The organism is Chryseobacterium sp. CS3K3.1 (assembly GCF_059515165.1).
In genome coordinates this window covers 94,390-113,552 of sequence record NZ_JCAKRV010000009.1, presented here as the reverse complement: position 1 = coordinate 113,552, position 19,163 = coordinate 94,390, and the positions used below count along the sequence as shown (strand labels likewise).

18 protein-coding genes are annotated in these 19,163 nt (G+C 37.5%); 15 read left to right on the top strand and 3 right to left on the bottom strand.

Features of this window, described 5'->3' with window-relative positions:
* The first annotated feature begins 177 nt into the window (after positions 1 to 177).
* The 9 genes from AC5YGI_RS10605 to AC5YGI_RS10565 all read left to right on the top strand — a co-directional run bounded on the left by AC5YGI_RS10605 (position 178) and on the right by AC5YGI_RS10565 (position 9,898).
* Positions 178 to 1,299, top strand: a complete 1,122-nt coding sequence (locus tag AC5YGI_RS10605) for an alpha/beta hydrolase (protein ID WP_496168300.1) — start codon at positions 178 to 180, stop codon at positions 1,297 to 1,299.
* A gap of 90 nt (positions 1,300 to 1,389) precedes the next feature.
* A complete protein-coding gene (locus tag AC5YGI_RS10600) occupies positions 1,390 to 2,805 on the top strand; it encodes a M17 family metallopeptidase (RefSeq protein WP_330746583.1) in 1,416 nt (471 codons plus the stop codon).
* 141 nt (positions 2,806 to 2,946) lie between these two features.
* Complete coding sequence (locus AC5YGI_RS10595) at positions 2,947 to 4,161, top strand: ATP-grasp domain-containing protein (protein ID WP_496168268.1); 1,215 nt, start codon at positions 2,947 to 2,949, stop codon at positions 4,159 to 4,161.
* Between the two features lie 111 nt (positions 4,162 to 4,272).
* A complete protein-coding gene (locus AC5YGI_RS10590; protein WP_110010303.1) occupies positions 4,273 to 4,986 on the top strand; it encodes an alpha/beta hydrolase-fold protein in 714 nt (237 codons plus the stop codon).
* Positions 4,987 to 5,038: 52 nt separating this feature from the next.
* A complete protein-coding gene (locus AC5YGI_RS10585; RefSeq protein WP_496168267.1) occupies positions 5,039 to 5,992 on the top strand; it encodes an ATP-grasp domain-containing protein in 954 nt (317 codons plus the stop codon).
* 31 nt (positions 5,993 to 6,023) lie between these two features.
* The gene (locus AC5YGI_RS10580; RefSeq protein WP_202840733.1) at positions 6,024 to 7,145 is read left to right on the top strand and encodes a carboxylate-amine ligase; all 1,122 of its coding nucleotides are present in this window, start codon (positions 6,024 to 6,026) and stop codon (positions 7,143 to 7,145) included.
* A gap of 33 nt (positions 7,146 to 7,178) precedes the next feature.
* Positions 7,179 to 8,012 carry a type 1 glutamine amidotransferase gene (locus tag AC5YGI_RS10575; protein ID WP_496168266.1) on the top strand — a complete coding sequence of 278 codons (834 nt, stop codon included), beginning with the start codon at positions 7,179 to 7,181 and terminating at the stop codon, positions 8,010 to 8,012.
* A 225-nt stretch (positions 8,013 to 8,237) separates the two neighbouring features.
* The gene (locus AC5YGI_RS10570) at positions 8,238 to 9,416 is read left to right on the top strand and encodes a hypothetical protein (RefSeq protein WP_446105699.1); all 1,179 of its coding nucleotides are present in this window, start codon (positions 8,238 to 8,240) and stop codon (positions 9,414 to 9,416) included.
* A 23-nt stretch (positions 9,417 to 9,439) separates the two neighbouring features.
* Positions 9,440 to 9,898, top strand: a complete 459-nt coding sequence (locus tag AC5YGI_RS10565; protein WP_330746588.1) for a hypothetical protein — start codon at positions 9,440 to 9,442, stop codon at positions 9,896 to 9,898.
* Between the two features lie 240 nt (positions 9,899 to 10,138).
* On the opposite strand, the gene AC5YGI_RS10560 is transcribed toward AC5YGI_RS10565, so the two are convergent.
* Entirely contained in the window at positions 10,139 to 10,549 is a 411-nt protein-coding gene (locus AC5YGI_RS10560) for an N-acetylmuramoyl-L-alanine amidase (protein ID WP_330746589.1), read from the bottom strand.
* 573 nt (positions 10,550 to 11,122) lie between these two features.
* On the opposite strand from AC5YGI_RS10560, the gene AC5YGI_RS10555 reads away from it, so the two are divergent.
* Genes AC5YGI_RS10555 through AC5YGI_RS10545 form a run of 3 tightly spaced genes read left to right on the top strand, consistent with a single transcriptional unit; the run spans position 11,123 to position 12,977 of the window.
* A complete protein-coding gene (locus AC5YGI_RS10555) occupies positions 11,123 to 11,581 on the top strand; it encodes a hypothetical protein (RefSeq protein ID WP_330746590.1) in 459 nt (152 codons plus the stop codon).
* A 1-nt stretch (position 11,582) separates the two neighbouring features.
* Positions 11,583 to 12,521 (top strand): 4Fe-4S dicluster domain-containing protein, encoded by a 939-nt coding sequence (locus tag AC5YGI_RS10550; RefSeq protein WP_330746591.1) that lies wholly within the window; start codon positions 11,583 to 11,585, stop codon positions 12,519 to 12,521.
* Positions 12,522 to 12,524: 3 nt separating this feature from the next.
* On the top strand, positions 12,525 to 12,977 hold the full coding sequence (locus tag AC5YGI_RS10545) for a hypothetical protein (protein ID WP_496168265.1): 453 nt from the start codon (positions 12,525 to 12,527) through the stop codon (positions 12,975 to 12,977).
* Positions 12,978 to 13,039: 62 nt separating this feature from the next.
* On the opposite strand, the gene cphA is transcribed toward AC5YGI_RS10545, so the two are convergent.
* Complete coding sequence (gene cphA / locus AC5YGI_RS10540; protein WP_496168263.1) at positions 13,040 to 15,670, bottom strand: cyanophycin synthetase; 2,631 nt, start codon at positions 15,668 to 15,670, stop codon at positions 13,040 to 13,042.
* A gap of 201 nt (positions 15,671 to 15,871) precedes the next feature.
* Here cphA and AC5YGI_RS10535 point away from each other — a divergent pair, with 201 nt between their 5' ends.
* The 3 genes from AC5YGI_RS10535 (at position 15,872) to AC5YGI_RS10525 (ending at position 18,241) form a co-directional block, all read left to right on the top strand.
* Positions 15,872 to 16,759, top strand: coding sequence for a cyanophycinase (locus AC5YGI_RS10535; protein WP_002979057.1), 888 nt, complete (start codon positions 15,872 to 15,874; stop codon positions 16,757 to 16,759).
* A gap of 303 nt (positions 16,760 to 17,062) precedes the next feature.
* A complete protein-coding gene (locus AC5YGI_RS10530) occupies positions 17,063 to 17,905 on the top strand; it encodes an isoaspartyl peptidase/L-asparaginase (protein WP_496168262.1) in 843 nt (280 codons plus the stop codon).
* 99 nt (positions 17,906 to 18,004) lie between these two features.
* Positions 18,005 to 18,241 (top strand): YtxH domain-containing protein, encoded by a 237-nt coding sequence (locus tag AC5YGI_RS10525; RefSeq protein WP_110010931.1) that lies wholly within the window; start codon positions 18,005 to 18,007, stop codon positions 18,239 to 18,241.
* A gap of 92 nt (positions 18,242 to 18,333) precedes the next feature.
* On the opposite strand, the gene AC5YGI_RS10520 is transcribed toward AC5YGI_RS10525, so the two are convergent.
* Entirely contained in the window at positions 18,334 to 19,125 is a 792-nt protein-coding gene (locus AC5YGI_RS10520) for a class I SAM-dependent methyltransferase (protein WP_496168260.1), read from the bottom strand.
* Between the last annotated feature and the right edge of the window lie 38 nt (positions 19,126 to 19,163).

Here is a 19,163-nt window from a genome sequence, read left to right as displayed (position 1 = left end):
TTTCCCTGAAACTACGAAAAATACTGACAATAGCGATGAATTATTCATCAAATAATTATCAACATCATTTCATGTTTTGTCTATCTATCAAATATATCATTTTTTAACTCACATTTTTTATGATTTCAAAACAATCTTTTTTTATAAATTTAACATCAATATTATTAAACACCTATGATGAGGTTTGAACTTTATACAGCAGAAATAGATGACAGGCCGGTATTTATCACCGGAAATTTCAATAGCTGGAATCCCAAAGATTACCATTTCCAGCTTAAACAAATTGATCCTTCCGGTTATTTTATAGAAATCGAAGATCAGCTCCTTCCTGATGATATTGAATACAAGTTCACAAAAGGAGGCTGGGAAAATGTAGAACTGGATCAATATGGAAATATCACACCCAACCGGAAAGCGAAAAAATCTGCAGGTAAAACGTCCGATTCCGTAGAAAAATGGAGATTGAACTGGGGACCGTTTAAAGAAGAATATTATCCTATAGCAGAAGTTATTTCCGAAAATTTTTACATTCCGCAGCTTGACCGTTACCGCAAGATTTGGGCACTCCTTCCTTATGATTATCACAAGACAGATAAACAATATCCTGTTTTATACCTTCAGGATGCACAAAATCTTTTCAATGAAGGAAGCGGTTTCGGAAATTGGGAAATCGATAAAAAACTGTCTATCCTTGCAGAATACGGACGTGGTGATCTTATCATCATAGCGATAGAACATGGCAGCGAGGAAAGAATCAAAGAATATATTTTTGATAATGATCATGTAGCCAACGGTTCCGAAGGAAAAAAGTACATCCGCTTTATTGCCGATACTTTAAAACCTTATGTGGACGAAAATTACAGAACTAAAAAAGACCGCGACAACACCGGAATCGGGGGCAGTTCATTGGGAGCATTGATCAGTATATACAGCGGATTTCTTTATCCTGAAGTGTATTCTAAACTACTGATATTCTCACCTTCTCTATGGGTAGAACCCAATAACAACTTTCCGATGATGAATTTCCGGGTTCCGTTTAAAACGAAGATCTATCTTTACGGCGGAGGTCAGGAAGGTTCTAAAATGGTCAAAAGAATTCATATTTTTGAAGAATATCTGAAAAGATGGGAAGAGAAAAAGCTTTTTGATTTTGAATTCAAAACCAATATCAATCCTGAAGGCACCCACAATGAGTTTTACTGGTCTCAGGAGTTCCCAAGGGCTATAGAATGGCTGTTCTATGATAACACAGAAAATCCTGTAGAAGTAAAACCACAACAAAAAAGCATCAGGAACTAAATGCATAAAAACTGCCGCAGAAAATGTAAGCCGGCCAGGAACAAAATGAAGGCGCACTCTTTATGAATTTAGAAATTATAACATCTATTTATGAAACTAATCAATAAAAAAAACAAAAATTACACTCAGGTTTTCCAACTGTTTACGGAGGAAGAATGGACGAAAACCAGTAAAAATTTCAACAAAAACATTTCCAATTTTTTCACCGGAAAGAAATACGAAGTTTTTGTCAATGCTCATGAAGAAGGAATTACGTATTTCATTGGATTAGGAAAATCTGTTTTACAAAATTTCGAGATCCAGCAGGTGGCAGCTAAATTTTCACAGACACAGAAAGACAAACTGCTGGCCGTACCTACATTAGCCCTTGCTGACTTCCTGAATGAAAAGCAGTTCGAAGAGTTTGTAAAAGGACTTTTAACAGGAACTTACAACTACCCTTTTGATAAAAAACACGCTTTCTGGAATACGAAATTTGAATTGCACTTTGAAAATTTAAGCCAGAAAAAATTAGATCATATCAGCCAGAAAGCAGAAGCATTGGTTAACGGACAGACTGCCTGCCAGGACTGGCTCAACAAACCAGCCAATCTTAAAAAACCGGATATCTTAAGCGCATACCTTAAAAATCTGGCTAAAAAATATGACTTAAAATATACTGCTTTTAACAGAAAGAAATGTGAAGAGCTTGGATTAGGCGCTTATCTTTCTGTGAACCAGGGAAGTGCTTATGATGCAGCCTTCACTATTTTAGAGTATAAAACGACAGCGAAAAATGCCAAGACTTTCGGATTAGTAGGAAAATGTATTCTGTTTGACACCGGAGGAATATCAATAAAAAGCTCTGCCAACCTGCATTATATGAAATCTGACATGGGCGGAGCTACCGCTGTTTTGGGAACGTTAATCTACGCCGCAGAAATGCAACTTCCGGTAAACATTGTTGCTGTTCTTCCTATTACTGATAATGCGGTCTCTGAAAAGGCTCTGCTTCCGAGTGATGTGATTACAGCCTACAACGGAAAAACGATTGAAGTACTTGATACTGACGCAGAAGGCAGATTAATTCTTGCAGACGGTTTATCTTATCTCGCTAAAAACTACAAAACGGATTTCCTTATTGATCTGGCAACATTAACGGGAAGCTCGGTGAGAATGTTCGGAGACACCTGTGCTGCTATGTTCTCTAATAACGAGGAACTGAAAAACAACTTAATCAAAACCGGTGACCAGACCAATCAGAGGGTTTGGAATCTTCCTTTATGGGATGTCTGGAAAGATGATATCCAGTCTGATGTAGCGGATATCAAAAACATCTCTCTAAAGCCTGTGGGAGACTGTATTATTGCAGCAAAATTTTTAGAACATTTCATTGAGAGCCACCCAAAATGGGCACATTTAGATATTGCCGGAGTTGCCTTTGGAAGCGTGGGTTATGCGAAAGAAAAAGCAGCAACAGGTTTCGGTGTTCAACTCCTCGTGAATTTAATTGAAAATTATCACTAAAAATTAGTTTTTTACAAAAAAACTCTGTATAATTGATTAGTGGATTTTCAAAAACGCATCATATTTTATTTTTTGATATTAATAAAATAACACACAAATGCTTTTATTTTTGAAAATTCACTAAATCTTAAAAAACATTATATGGAGAAGAAAACTATTGTGTGTATTTCGTGCTATTACAAAGGCTACGATTTTATGGACGAAATGAAGAAGCTCGGCAATAAAATCATCCTTGTAACCTCCGAAAACCTCAAAGAAAAAAACTGGCCCTGGCATGCGATTGATGAAACATTCTATATGCCCGAGCTAAAGCCTTCCGTATGGAATCTGGAGCACCTGATTCAGGGATTTTCCCACCTGATGAAGACCAGAAAAGTAGATGCTGTGGTGGCTTTGGATGATTATGATGTTGAAAAAGCAGCGTTAATCAGAGAAACATTCCGTATTCCCGGTATGGGACAGACAACCCACCGATATTTCAGAGATAAGCTTGCCATGAGGCAAAAAGCAAAGGATTCCGGGATCAGCGTTCCTGAATTTACCGCTGTGTTCAATGATAACGAAGTGGATGAATTTACAGACCGCGTTCCTGCTCCATGGGTATTAAAGCCGCGCTCTGAAGCATCCGCCTCGGGCATTAAGAAAATAACCTCCAAAGAACAGCTTCTTGAAGCCCTGGAAATACTGGGAGAAGAACGCCATCTTTTTTTACTGGAAAGTTTTAAACCCGGAGATGTTTACCATGTGGACAGTCTTACTTTTAACAAAAAAACAGTATTCACTTCTGCCTCAAAATATCTTGCTCCTCCCATGCAGGTTTCTCACGAAGGCGGGGTTTTCAGATCCAAAACATTAGGAAGGTATTCCGAAGAGTTTAAGGCACTGGAAGATATCAATGCCAGAGTTCTTTCCAATTTCGGGCTTGTCAACGGAGCCACCCATACAGAATTTATCCGTGGAAAAGAAGACGGAAAATGGTACTTCCTTGAAACCTCATCCAGGGTTGGCGGCGCTCATATTCCGGATCTGGTTGAAGCATCAAGCGGGATCAATATCTGGAGAGAGTGGGCTAAAATTGAAGATGCTCTTCTGAGAGGTCATGATTACAGCGTTTCTCCGCCTACAGGCTATTATTCAGGCCTGATTGTAGCTCTGATTAAAGATAAAGAACCGGATTACAGCAGCTTTGAATGTGAAGAGGTTGTCAAATTTCTTCCTATAGACTATCATGTCGGAATTGTTTACAAATCCGGAGATGCCTCTGTTGTACAGGACAGACTGGATTCTGCAGCGGAAATCATCCATACTGATATGCTGAATATCCTCCCTCCCAAAAGCAACAAATTAAGTTTTTGAAAATGAAGAGTGACATTGACATTCAAAATGTTATTGAATTCATAATATACAATCCGCTCCAAGATTCCCTACTAAAATGTAATTTAGAAAAGATAAAACCAAATAAGGAAAATGCCTCACATAGAACATACAGAGTATTATTCAAATATATTGGGAACAAGTCTCAAAGTAGAAGTGACCGGACATTACGGCCATCCTATCATTATGTTTCCAACTTCCCAGGGACAGTATACCCAAAATCATGATTTTCATCTCAACGGAAGCATCAACTGGTTCATAGAACAGGGAAAAGTAAAGCTTTACAATGTACAGACCATCGACAGCTGGAGTTTTTACGATGAAAAAATCTCTCCTCAGCAAAGAATAAGAAATTATGAACGGTATGTACAGTTCCTGCTTCAGGAATTCGTGCCTTATATCCAAAAGCTTCATAAAACACATCGTGTAGCAGTGGCCGGAGCCAGTTTCGGGGGATATCATGCCGCTAATTTTGCTTTCAGATTTCCGGATTTGGTTTCTCATCTGTTCTGCCTTTCCGGCGCCTTCAGTATAAGGAATTTTATGGATGGCTATTCTGATGATCTGGTATACTTCAACTGTCCGAGAGAGTTTGTACGGAATGATGAAGCCTGGAAATATAAACACATGCATATTGTACTGAGCACTTCCGATCAGGATATCTGCAGGGATAAAAATGTTGAAATGGCTGAAATCCTCAGGATAAAAGGCATAGATTTCTGGTACGATGAAAGAAAATGGATAGGCCACGACTGGCCGCTATGGAGAATGGTCTTCCCTACCTTCATAGGAGCATTTTTCTCTTAAAACAATGAAAAGACAAATAGAAAAAAATATACCCACCTTAAAAACAAAAATTATGACAAAAAAAGTAGGAATTCTTTTCGGTATGGAAGACACGTTTCCCTGGGCATTTATAGACAAAGTAAATGAAATGGGAGGTGGAGATATCATTGCTGAACCCGTTACTATTGATAAACTGGAACAGGGTGCAGATTATGGTTATGCAGTGATCATCGACAGAATTTCACAGGACGTTCCCTTTTACAGAGCTTATTTAAAAAATGCTGCCCTTAACGGCACTTATGTCATCAACAATCCATTCTGGTGGAGTGCTGATGAGAAGTTTTTCAACAATGCCCTGATGTCCAAACTGGGAATTCCGCTTCCTAAAACGGTTCTGCTTCCGTCGCACCAAAGACCGGATAATACTTCAGAAACTTCATTCAGGAACCTGAAATTTCCTCATGACTGGGAATATATCTTCAATTATGTAGGGTTTCCTGCTTACATGAAGCCTCATGATGGTGGCGGCTGGAAGAATGTTTACAGGGTAGAGAATCCTGATGACCTTTGGAACAAACTCGGAGAAACGGAACAACTGGTAATGATGGTACAGGAGGAAATTATCTTTGATGATTATTACAGAGTGTATTGTCTGGGCCAAAAATATGTCCACATCATGCCATATGAGCCAAGAAATGCACCTCACCTGAGATATGCCACCACCCATCAGACACAAGGTGAAGAGCTTGAAAAATTACTGAAGACTATTCATGATTATACGATTAAAATGAATCAAGCTTTAGGATACGATTTCAACACCGTGGAATTTGCGGTAAGAGACGGTATTCCTTATGCGATTGATTTCTGCAACCCGGCTCCTGACGCAGACCGCAATTCTGTAGGGGAAGAAAACTTTGCATGGATCATAGAGCATGCTGCCAAACTGGCTATAGAAAAAGCCAAGCAGTATGTTCCGGGGAAACCTAATATTGCCTGGGGAACCTTCGTGAAAAATTCCATAAAATAATATTGAAAAAGAATTAAAAAACACAAAATAAATGCATCATCAGTTTACTATTGGAATTGAAGAAGAATATCAGATCATCGATGTTGAAAGCAGGGATCTGGTTTCTCACGTTTCAAAAATCATTGAAGGCGGCAAAGCGGTTTTAAGCGAAAATTTAAAACATGAAATGCACGAATCCATGATTGAAATGGAAACGGGAATCTGCCAGAATATTCAGGAAGCCAGAGCTGAATTAACGAATTTAAGGCGCCATCTTATCAATATCGCCCATGAGCAGGGACTGCGTGTTTCCGGAGGAGGAACCCATCCTTTTTCTCACTGGTCTGAAAACAATATTACCCAGGGAGAAAGATATATTAAAATCGTAGATGATATGGGAGATGTGGCCCGTGAAAATCTTATTTTCGGACTGCATGTTCATATTGGAATTCCTAATCGTGAAGAAGGTGTAAGAATTCAGAATGTGATGAGATATTTCCTTCCTCACGTCTATGCCCTTTCTACCAACTCCCCTTTCTGGATCGGAAGATATACAGGTTTTAAATCGTACAGACAGGAAATCTTCGTCAAATTCCCAAGAACCGGTATTCCGAGTTACTTCAACTCTCTGGCAGAATTCGACAGTTATGTGGATCTTCTGGTAAAAACAGGAACCATCGACAATGCCAAGAAAATCTGGTGGGATTTACGGGTACATCCGTTTTATCCAACTATCGAATTCAGAATCTGTGACATGCCGTTAAGAATTGACGAAACCGTTTGTCTTGCGGCCATAATGCAGAGTCTTGTTGCCAAAATATATAAACTGCACCAGCAAAATCTCAGCTTCAGAAGCTATAGAAGATTACTGCTGAACGAAAATAAATGGCGTGCCTCGAAAAGTGGTATTGAAGCCCATCTCATCGATTTTGGAAAAGAAGAATCCGTACCTTATCCTCATTTGTTGAAAGAACTTTTAGAGTTTATTGATGATGTGGTAGATGATCTGGGATGCCGCCAGGAAGTGGAATATGCCTGGAAAATCCTTGAAAACGGAACCGGTGCAGACCGGCAGCTTCAGATCTTCAAGGAAACAGGTGATCTGACGAAAGTGGTTGATTATATGATCTCTGAAACGGAGTATGGCATCACCCATGGTGAACCTGCTTCATAATTTTTTTGGTAACTTTACAAAAAATATGATGTAATGAAAGATATTCGAATTGCTCTGCTGGACATGAACAACAATCATGTGAATCAAGGTTTTAGAAACATTAAAGAAATTTCCGAAACTTTTCAGCAGAACTCTGAAGAACATGTGGTGATCAAAACGTTTGATGTAAGGTATAAAGATGAAATGCCTGAAATAGGTGACTTTGATATTTTCATTTCTTCAGGCGGGCCTGGCAATCCACACCGGGAAGGTCTGGCCTGGGAAGACAAATTTGCTGATTTCTTAGATGCTGTTTTTGAGCATAATCAATACCATGAAGATAAAAAGTACCTTTTCCTGATCTGCCATTCATTTCAGCTGGCAAGTATCCACTGGAACCTGGGGAATATCTGCAAAAGAAAATCTTATTCCTTCGGAGTAATGCCTGTTCATAAAACAGAGGAAGGGCAGGAGGAATTTTTATTCAAAAATCTTCAGGATCCTTTTTATGCGGTAGATTCCAGAGCTTATCAGTTTATCGAACCGGATCACGACCGTTTTCAAGAATTGGGAATGACCATCATGGCGATTGAAAAATTCCGTCCTCATATCAACCTGGAAAGAGCGGTAATGGCCGTTCGTTTTTCGGAGGAGATATTCGGAACACAGTTTCACCCTGAAGCCAATCCTGAATCTCTGATCGAAAACCTGAAGGATGAAAAAAACAAGGAAGCCATGATTGAAAATTTCGGGATGGAAAAATATCTTGAAACGATAGACAGAATAGACGATGAAGATAAAATCGTTCTGACCAGACATCAGATCCTTCCGAGATTCCTTCAGTTTGCAAAAAAAAACATTTTGAAAGAAGCTGAGACTTTGGCTTAATCAATACAAACCACAAAAGTCACAAAAGGGATTGGGGTATTACAATCATAAAAGCTGTTGAGAAGAGCACATAAGCTTTCTTGAAAATCAAAGATTTCCCAATTAAATAGGTATTTTATAAAAGTGTATTATAAACTTTTATATTCTAAAACTCTTGTGCCTTTTGTGGTAAAATCAAATCGGGCAGAAACGTCCGATTTTTTAACACCACAAAAGAAAAAAAATATGATCCCAGAATACAGAAAACAGTTCAATCAGGAGTTTTCATATGAAAAATACCATCAACTCAAAAATATACTGACTGAAAAAGGAGGAACAGCACCTGGTTTCAGAGTTTCAGAAAGTCCTATTTTTTTGACTAAAGAGTTTGAGAAAAAACTGATAGACGCCAGTGAAAGTATCATCAGCCAGATTAAAGCAATGCCGGCAGAACTCCTTCAAAAAGCCATTCCTGAAAACTGCAGGGTTCCCAATGATACCCATCAACCTCATTTTTTCACCATAGATTTTGGAGTCTGCAAAAGCGAAGACGGAGCAATAGAACCTCAGCTGATAGAACTTCAGGCATTTCCTTCTTTGTATGCTTTCCAGAAAGTATATGAGGAAACGTATTGTGAAGTCTACCCTTTTCTTTCGGAGATCAGAAATCCTATGCCCCATGAAACCTTTAAAAACTATTTGAAGGAACTGATTGTAGGTGATGAACATCCTGAAAATGTAATTCTGCTTGAAATCTTTCCGGAAAAACAAAAAACGGCGATTGATTTTGCTTTGACCGAGAAATTGCTAGGCATCAAAACAGTATGCCTGACAAAAGTAAAAAAACAGGGCCGAAAACTGTATTATGAAAATAATGGTAAGCTTACCGAAATTAAAAGAATCTACAACCGGGTTATATTTGATGAACTGGACAATATTCCGGATCTGCATACAGAATTCGATTTCCGCGAGGAAGTGGATGTAAAATGGATTACCCACCCAAACTGGTTCTTTAAAATATCAAAATTCCTTTTGCCTTTATTACAACATCAGTTTGTTCCGAAAAGTTATTTTCTGCATGAATTTCCGGAAAATGAAAACCTTGAAGATTTTGTATTGAAACCATTATTTTCATTTGCAGGAAGCGGAGTTAATCTGAATCCGACAAAAGAAGTTACAGACTCTATTCAGGATAAGGAAAACTATATTTTGCAGAGAAAAGTCTATTATGAACCCATTTTTGAAGATATCAACGGAGATTTTTCAAAAGCAGAGATCCGTTTGTTGTATATTTGGCGGGAAAATGACGAACGCCCTATCCTATTGGAAAATCTGGGAAGAATGACTAAAGCCGCCATGGTGAATGTAGACTTCAATAAAAAAGACGCCATCTGGATTGGTAGTTCGAATGCTTTTTTCGGATAAAAAACTTATAAAACTAATACAACATGGAAGAAAAGCCAACCGCTTTTGCAGAATTTGAAAACCACACTTTAACACGGAGAAGAGATCTGTTACCTGTCTGGATTAAAATTTTCCTATGGATCTTTTTAATCGGAGGAGCACTGGCTGCTATCTTTTTACTGGCAGGCTCTCTGATGACTCATGTCTCTTTATCATTATACGGAATGAATGCCAATCATCCGTATTCAATGACCGGACTTTTGATCTGTGTCTTGTTTTTATTTAAAGGGATTGTAGCCTACGGACTTTGGTTTGAACAAAAATGGGCACCACAGGCTGCCATAGCAGATGCCATTATCGGGATTACTGTCTGCCTTATTATGATGGCCATTATTCCGTTTATGTACCCATCAATCAGCTTTACCCTCAGGTTAGAACTTATTCCTTTGTATTTTTATCTTAAAAAAATGCAGAGCATCAAAACAACCTGGGAAAATTTATAGAAACAAACCTCCGGAATTCCGGAGGTTTTATTTTTTACTCCTTAAGTCCTCTCCAATAATAAAAATCCCCCTAAAAAGGAGGATAAAATTGACATGTATGCTGTGTTTTCACAAACATTGTAAATATACGGATAGACTATTGGCATACTCTACGGAAACATTAAAATTTGATTTTCAATTATTTATATGTTATATTTTCTTTAAAGCTATTTAAAAACCGTCTTACAGTCCTTCCCCTTATCATAACCCAGCATATTCTTTCTTCGCATCAAAGCTAGGGCAAGCTTTATAGACATTTGGAAAATCTCTATGCCCCTGAATTGTAGCTTTAGGAAATGTTGATTTTAATTCTCTTAACAGCTTTACCATAGATCTTTTTTGGTCTTCCGTTCTTGTATCTTTTGGATGGTTGTTTTTATCAATGCCTCCAATGTATGATATATTGATAATTTGGGAATTCCATCCTGCAACGCCATTGGATACCTGATCAATTGGCAAAGTGTTTACTATTTTTCCATCAGCTTTTATCATATAGTGATACCCTGTATTTTTCCATTTCAGGTTTTCCTTCCAATACCTTTTAATGCTCTCTATTGTAACATCTGGCTGTGTTGCTGTACAATGTATAACGATGTAATTGATTGTTCTCATGGATTTCATTTTATTTATGGTTGAGCAAAATTAAATCTGTAACTCCCAAAATAATGAGGGAAAAACACCCTATTTAAATTGACAGGCAGGATGCTTGAGTAGCTGATGCGGTCATAGGAATTGCTATTGGTCTTATGATGATGGTCATTATCTTGTTTGTCACTCAAACAATCAGCTTTACAGTCCAATGAGAACTCATTCCCTTGTATTTTATCTTAAAAATGTAGCATATAAAGAAAACCTGGAGAAGCTTATAGAAACAAACCTCCAAAATTTCGGAGGTTTGTATTTTTTCATATATTCTAATTCTCTTTCATGATGCGTTCATCTATTTAGCATTAATCATCATATATCCCCTTTCATAAAGGGTTTAAAGGCTCTATTAGCAGTGATTTATTTTATGTTTATTGTATCTTTGCTGCAGAAAAAAATGATGTGAGCCTCCTATCCTATTTGGAAATTCTTAATTAAAAATCAAAATTGGGATGGGTTAATGTAGATTTTAACAAGATGATTCAACAGGATAAGAAGTTCTAAAGTTTTTTTTACAAAAGCTAAAATTTAACTATTAGAATGAACAGAAAAACATTTATTCAAAAATCTTTTCATGGAATTTTATATGCTGGGTTAAGCACTACTTTACTATCCTGTGTACAAGATAATTTTAATGATGAGATTAATAGATTCAACAATGATGATGAATTAAAGAAAAGATTTAAACCAATTTATATAATTAATGAGGGCTCTGATATCAAAGGTAGAAAATCAAAATCAGTAAATTTTGACAGGAGAAAGATTATCCTTATGGAATTTGTAAGTCTGGGATATATTACCTTAAATGAGTCTATCAGTGAAACTAATAAAACCAATAAGAATTTAAAAATAATGAAGTTGAATGATGAGTTTTCATGTGTTCTTTTCAAGGAACCAATTCAAATAAGCTTGCCCAATACCTTTACAAAACTTAAGTTTCAATATATACATTACAATGAGCTTAGCGAAAACTTTACAAAAAAAGAAATAATATTTTAAGATGGCTTTTATTATTGGTGAAAAAATCCTCGTACAGGGGGAACATTGTATAGAATGTACTATGTGCGTTCCGGAGTGTCCGGAACAGGCTATAGATGATACTGAAATGTATTTGGATGTAGGAGGATATGTATCTCTTAAAGGGGTAACCATATCTATAAATGTAGAAAAGTGTACCGGTTGTGGTGATTGTATTCCAGTATGTCCTACTTCAGTATTTTCTTACTTAAATCAACCTAATTCTGGTGGCAATAATAATGGAGGAGGTACCACTGGTGGTAATCAACCCGATGAGGATGGGCAGGATAAAGATCCTTGTTTAAAAGCTGCCAAACCATCGGCTCACGCAACACAGCTATCTCAAACTGACGCATTTAATAATGCATTCAATACAATTGGAGGAATGAATGACGGAAAAGAGCATGGATATGTACTCGGAAGCCAAAATGGAGCTATTGTTTCTACTGACATACAACATGGAGGTCCGAATAACATGACTTTAAATCACAATTTTGAAAATCCGGTAGGGAGCATACATATTCACCCTGCCAACGATTCTCCACCCTCTGTAGGAGATGTATATTCTCTCATTAACGCTTATAACGGGAATAATACTTATAGTACCTATTATGTAATGAATCCCGATGGTACAGTTTATGCTCTGGTAGTAACCGACCCTGCTGCTATGAACCAATTCTTACAAAACCATCCTTACACACAAATCCCGGGATATGCCCCCAATTTCCCACCACCATTATTTGATGAATGGAATGATTTTGATGGAAGTTGGGAAATGTCACTATCCCATATTCTGGATAAATATGATGCAGGAATGGCTTTATTAAAAAGAGATCATCAGGGGAATTTTAAAAAAATAAACATTGATTACAAAAAAAATCCAGACGGAACTATTACAAACACTCAAACAACCTGCCCTTAAGTCATGAAAAATATACTTACTTTCACCTTACTGATAGCTCTAAGCTTTTTTTATAAAATGAATGCACAGGAAAAAGTATCCTCAAAGCAAACCATCGGAAGATTTGAGGATAAAAAAAATAATTATACAGGAAAAAAAGTCAAGGACCTATTAAAAGATTTAAAATTGGATATTCAACTGGTTACTTTTGGAGGAGGCTCACCTGAAGCTAATAACTTTATCACCCTAAGGTTTATTGATGATGTAAGAAATTCTGATAAAAATGCAAAGTCGGCAAAAATCACACTTTTCATTAAAGAACATGACAGTGCCACCAACAAGTTATTCCAAAGTACTTCAGGTGTCAAAAAAAGAATTAAAAGAGATCCTGTAAAATATAAAACCAATGAAGATATGTTAATAGGATATGAAAATCTAACTATAATAGAAATTTATGCTAACTCTGAAAAAAAATAATTGATCCTTTCAATCTGCAACAAAAAGAATCGGCTGAACCTTTGGTTCAGCCGATTCTTTTATCATAAATTCTTATCGTCTTCCAGCAATTCCTTGGCCTGATATTCCTGAACCAGATCAATAGCATTGGAAATAACATCACTTAGAGCCGTGATAAATGTTCCTTCTTCTGCCATTCCTATCGCATGCTTTAAAGCTTCAATTTCTTTAGGAATGATCTCATAACTGACATCTCTTCCTGCAGAATTAATACCGTCGATAATCAATCCGTTGATTTCCTCTTCGGTTCTTCCGCGAAGGTGTTTTTCGTTTCGGATGATAATATAATCAAACATTCTTCCGGCAATTTTTCCGCATTCTCTGATATCGTTGTCTCTACGGTCTCCAACACCGGAAATAATCCCGATCTTTTTGGTAGATTCTACATTTCTAAGATAATCTTCTATGGCTTCGTATCCTGAAGGATTGTGGGCAAAGTCGATCAGTACCTTAAAGTTTTTAAACTTAAAGACATTCAGTCTTCCTGGAGTAAGCTGGGCACTTGGAATAAACGTTCTCAAAGAATTGGAAATATCCTCAATTCCGAATCCGTAAAGATAACTCGCCAAACTGGCTGCCAATACGTTTTCAATCATGAACCTGGCCTTTCCTTCCATCGTAATCGGGAAGTCTTTGGCTTTTCCTATTCTGATTTTCCAGTCTCCTTTTTTGATGGTTACAAAACCTTCTTCATACACGCAGGTGATCTTTCCTTCTTTAGCAAATTTTACAATATGAGAATTGTTTTCATCCATACTGAAAATAGCCACATTGGAATCGAGATCATTCACAATCTTCATGGAGTATTCATTATCGGCATTCAACACACTCCAGCCGCTTTTTTTCACACTATCCAGTACCACACGTTTTACTTTGGTAAGATCTTTTAAACTGTGAATATCGTTCATTCCCAGGTGATCTTCCTCGATATTAGTCAAAACTCCGATATCGCATTGTGAAAAACCAAGCCCCGAACGTAAAATACCCCCTCTTGCGGTTTCCAGCACTGCAAATTCTACGGTAGGATCTTTTAAGATAAATTCCGCAGAAAGCGGCCCTGTAGTATCTCCTTTTGACAGCATGGTATTTTGAATATAAATTCCATCCGAAGTCGTAAATCCTACTCTGTAGCCATTACTTTTTACAATATGGGAAATAAGTCTTGTTGTGGTTGTTTTTCCATTGGTTCCTGTTACTGCAATGATGGGAATGGTAAAAGGTTTCCCCTGAGGATAGAGCATATCAACCACCGGAGCAGCCACGTTTCTCGGCAGTCCTTCACTTGGTGCAAGATGCATTCTGAACCCTGGTGCTGCATTGACTTCAATAATGGCGCCGCCACTTTCCTTTAAAGGCTGGGTAAGGTTTTCTGCCATCACGTCAATCCCGCAGACATCCAACCCGATAATTTTAGAAATTCTTTCAGCCATTGTGATATTTTCCGGGTGTACCATATCTGTTACATCGATGGAAGTTCCTCCGGTTGAAAGATTGGCTGTTGATTTCAGGTACACCACTTCTCCCCTTTGAGGAATAGTCTCCAGCGTGTACTGAAGTTTATCCAGTAATTCTAAAGTGTCTTTATCCACTTCAATTTCAGTAAGGACATTTTCATGGCCATAGCCTCTTCTCAGGTCTTTATTTTCTTTTTCAATAAGCTGCTGAAGATTCAGTTCTCCGTCTCCCACAACATGGGCTGGAACTCTTCTGGCTGCAGCCACCATTTTATTATTGATCACCAGTATACGGAAGTCGTAGCCTGTGATATATTTCTCAACAATTACTTTTCTTGAATATTTCTGAGCATGTTCAAGACCTATCTTAGCAGCATCCCAATCGTTGACATTAATGGAAGAACCTTTTCCATGGTTTCCATCCAAAGGTTTTAAAACAATGGGATACCCAATTTTTCTGATGACTGCATTTAAATCTTCTTCATCTGTTACCAAATCTCCAATCGGTACGGGAATAGCTGCATCATGAAGCATTCTCTTTGTTAATTCTTTATTACATGCGATATCAACAGCAATAGAACTTGTGTTCCCGGTAATGGTAGCCTGAAATCTTTGCTGGTTCACGCCATAACCAAGCTGTACCAATGAGTTTGTCCCCAGTCTGATCCAAGGAATTCTTCTGGATGCCGCTTCTTCTACAATACTTCCTGTGGAAGGTCCTAAACGGACGCGCTCTCTGATTTCTTTTAATCTATGGATACAAGCATTCAAATCATAGTCTTTGCCTTCAATCAGTGCTTCTGCAATTTTTACAGATTCTTCTGCCGCAAAGATCCCTGCATTTTCTTCGATATAATTGAATACCACGTTATACACTCCGGGAGTTTTTGTTTCACGGGTTCTTCCAAACCCTACATCCATTCCTGCCAGGGTTTGTATTTCCAAAGCGATATGCTCAATGACATGTCCCATCCAGGTTCCTGTTTCCACTCTATGGAAAAAACCTCCCTCCACTCCTTCCGAACATCGGTGCGTCATCAATGATGGGATTAATTTTTCAATCCTTTCCCGGAATCCTTCAATTTTATTGGTAGGATAATTCTCCATTTCTTCTAAATCCAACCTCATCTGTATCAGCTTCTTTCTTCTGATGCTCCAGATGTTAGGACCTCTTAGTGCCTGAATCTTTTCGATTTTCATAGTCTATTGGCATTTTAACAGTTAACAATAACTCCTTTCATAGCCAAAGATAATGTAAAACCCTAAACGAAACTATACCACATTTAAAGATTCATTAAAAAAAAATTAATTTTAATTAACATTCCTAAAACATTAAAAATCAACTAAAGATGGCATGAAATTGGCCAAAGAATGTGAATTATTTTTTAATTTTGCACAATGATGAAACCTGTTGGAAAATTAATAGTTATCGGAGGCGCTGTAAACAAAGGAAGTTTTGCTGAAACCGATTATGATCAGAATATAGAAAAGAATCTTAATTTTTTTGAGCGTGGGATCCTGCGAAAGATCATCAACGAATCAAAACTAAAGGAAAATTCTGTCATTGAAATTGTTACCACTGCCTCTCAAATCCCTCAGATCGTAGGTTCCGAGTACAAAAAAGCATTCGAATTTCTTGGAGCTAAAAATGTAAATGTTCTGGACATCCACAACCGTGAGGAAGCCAATTCTGATGCAATGGTCGCAAGGGCCAACGCTGCCGATGTGATGATGTTTACCGGAGGAGATCAGCTGAGACTGACCTCTATTCTTGGAGGAACAAGATTTCATGATACGGTTTTATTAAAATACCAGGAACAGGATTTTATTTACTCCGGAACTTCTGCGGGTGCTGCAGCAGCTTCTGAAAATATGATCTATCAGGGAAGCAGTTCTGAAGCTTTATTGAAAGGAGAAATCAAAACCACACAGGGCTTAGGGTTAATTGATAATGTTATTATTGATACTCACTTTGTACAGCGGGGAAGAATCGGGCGTCTTTTCCAGGCGGTAGTGAACAATCCGAGAACACTGGGGATCGGATTGGGTGAAGATACAGGACTTTTCATTCATAATGATGTAATGACTGCTGTAGGTTCAGGTCTTGTTATTCTGGTAGACGGAAGGTTTATCAAAGATACCAACCTTACCAATATCAACCTTGGAGAGCCGATTTCTATTGATAATTTAACAGTACACGTGATGTCTATGAATGATCATTATGATCTTACGACAAAAACGCTGACGATTGAGAATTCGCAGTTTAACCCTATTCCACAGGATAAATAGAACAACAAATACAGCTATACAAACGGGACCTCGGTTCCGTTTTTTATTTAACATTCATTTTAAGTTGGGCTAAAGCCGATGGATTTAAAACGTTTATTATAAGGCGGGCTTTCTTCGTCTCCGCTCAGAATTATAGCCCACCTCTATTGATGTTGATATCCAGAGGCATAATAGTTGCTTAAAAACAACATCTTTTATCTTTTATCTTTTATCTTTTATCTTTTATCTTTTATCTTTTATCTTTTATCTTTTATTAATTAACTTCGTAAAAGAAATCATTTATCAACCATCATCTATAATTTTATGAAAGTAATCATCCACGGCGGTTTTTTCTCTGAAAGCGACCAAAGCCATGAAGTAAAAACAGCAAAACAGGAGTCGTTAAAACAAATTGCTCAAAAGGCATTCGATTATCTTAAGACCCATTCGGCTTTTGATACTGTTGCTTATGCTGTTTCCTTGCTGGAAGATGATCCGTTATACAATGCCGGAATAGGTTCTCAAATCCAGAGTGATGGTGTTATCCGTATGAGTGCTGCCATTATGAATGGAAATACCCAGAAGCTAAGCGGCGTAATTAATATTGAAAATGTGCAGAATCCCATTTTTGTCGCCAAAGATTTGATCAATGAAGATGACAGAGTTTTAGGGGGAAATGGTGCCAAAATCTATGCTACGGAAAATGGTTTTGAAAATTTTTCTACAGAAATTCCTCAAAGAAGAAAAGAATATGAAGCTAAGCTAGCCAACGGAGGTAAAGGAACTGTAGGCTGTGTTGCAATTGATCATGAAGGGAAACTGGCTGTTGCTACGTCTACCGGAGGTAAAGGTTTCGAGATTCCCGGAAGAATTTCAGATTCTGCCACAGTGGCCGGAAATTATGCCAATGCTTTCTGTGCGGTAAGTTGTACAGGGGTTGGTGAAGACATTGTAAGCAATGCTACTGCTGCAAAAATTGTAACAAGAGTTACGGATGGAATGAGCCTTCAGCAGGCTTTCAATAAAACATTTGAGGAGCTTAAAACCATTGATGGGTTTGCAGGTGCTATCGCTATTGATAAAGATGGAAATGTACATCATCAGGATTCATATCCTACTATGGTTTTTGCCAGTTTTGATGGTGAAAAACTTGAAGTCTTTTCCTAAATTTAACATTTATTTATAAGTCCATTTATTTTTTTGGCACGTATTTTACATTATTCATAACAACAAATTTTAATATTAATACTTAAAAAAATAGAAATCATGGGAAACAAGACAAAAGGCTTATTAGCTTTACTAGGATTAGGTGCATTAGCTTACTGGAAATATAAGAATTCAAGCCCTGAAGATCAACAAGCGGTAAAAGATAAGATCAATACAGCTAAAGATAATCTTAACAAATGGGGAAATGACCTTAAGAGCAAAGCCAATGATGTTGCTTCCCAGGTTCAGAATAAAGTGGACGAAGCAAAAACAAAGGCTGAGGACTCCCTGAGCTAACCAACACAGAGCAGTTTTTTTTAACATTCATATATAGGAAAAAGTCATCGTAATAGTAATTGCGATGACTTTTTATTAGGATTAAAATAATCTTATATTTTCTCTGCAATCAAAGCGAACACCAACGGTATTTTATTTCCGAACTGTGGAATTCTCCATTTTCCTTTTTCAAATTCATCTACATGCCTGAAGCACGGATAAGGTGACCAGTCAAATTCCTGAAAAGTCTCCAGTTTCAAACCTTTTTTCATTAAATTGTCCAGCACTTCTGCTAAGGAGTGGTTCCACATGACATACTCCTGTACAATAGGTGCAGACGGATCTGCATACGTTCCTTCATAAGTTTCCACAATCGGTTTTGCATTGAAATAATGGTAAGCAACTTTTGTAAAATCATCATCAAACATCCAGACAACAGGATGAAACTCTGCCATAATAAACTGCCCTCCCGGCTTCAGAAAATGATTGATAATTTCCGCCCATTTCTCAAGATCGGGAAGCCAGCCAATGGTACCGTAACTTGTATAAACGATGTCAAACTTATGATCCAGAACATTAGGCAGCTCATATACATCTGAACAGATAAATTCTGTGTCTGTACCGCATTGCTGTGCAAGTTCTCTGGCGGTATCAATAGCTTTATCAGAAAGGTCAATTCCGGTCACTTTTGCTCCCATTCTTGACAGGGAAATAGAATCCTGTCCGAAATGGCACTGCAAATGCAGAATACTTTTTCCTTTTATATCTCCAAGAAGCTCCAGCTCTATGGAGTTCAACGAAGTTCTGCCTTTTAAGAACTCATCTACAAAGTAAAAATCCGATTTCAGATGAGGTTCTACTTTGGCATTCCAGGATTTTTTATTGATTTCTAAGTAATTTTCCATTGTTTTAGTTTAAAATGGGAGTTCCACCCATCAAGTAA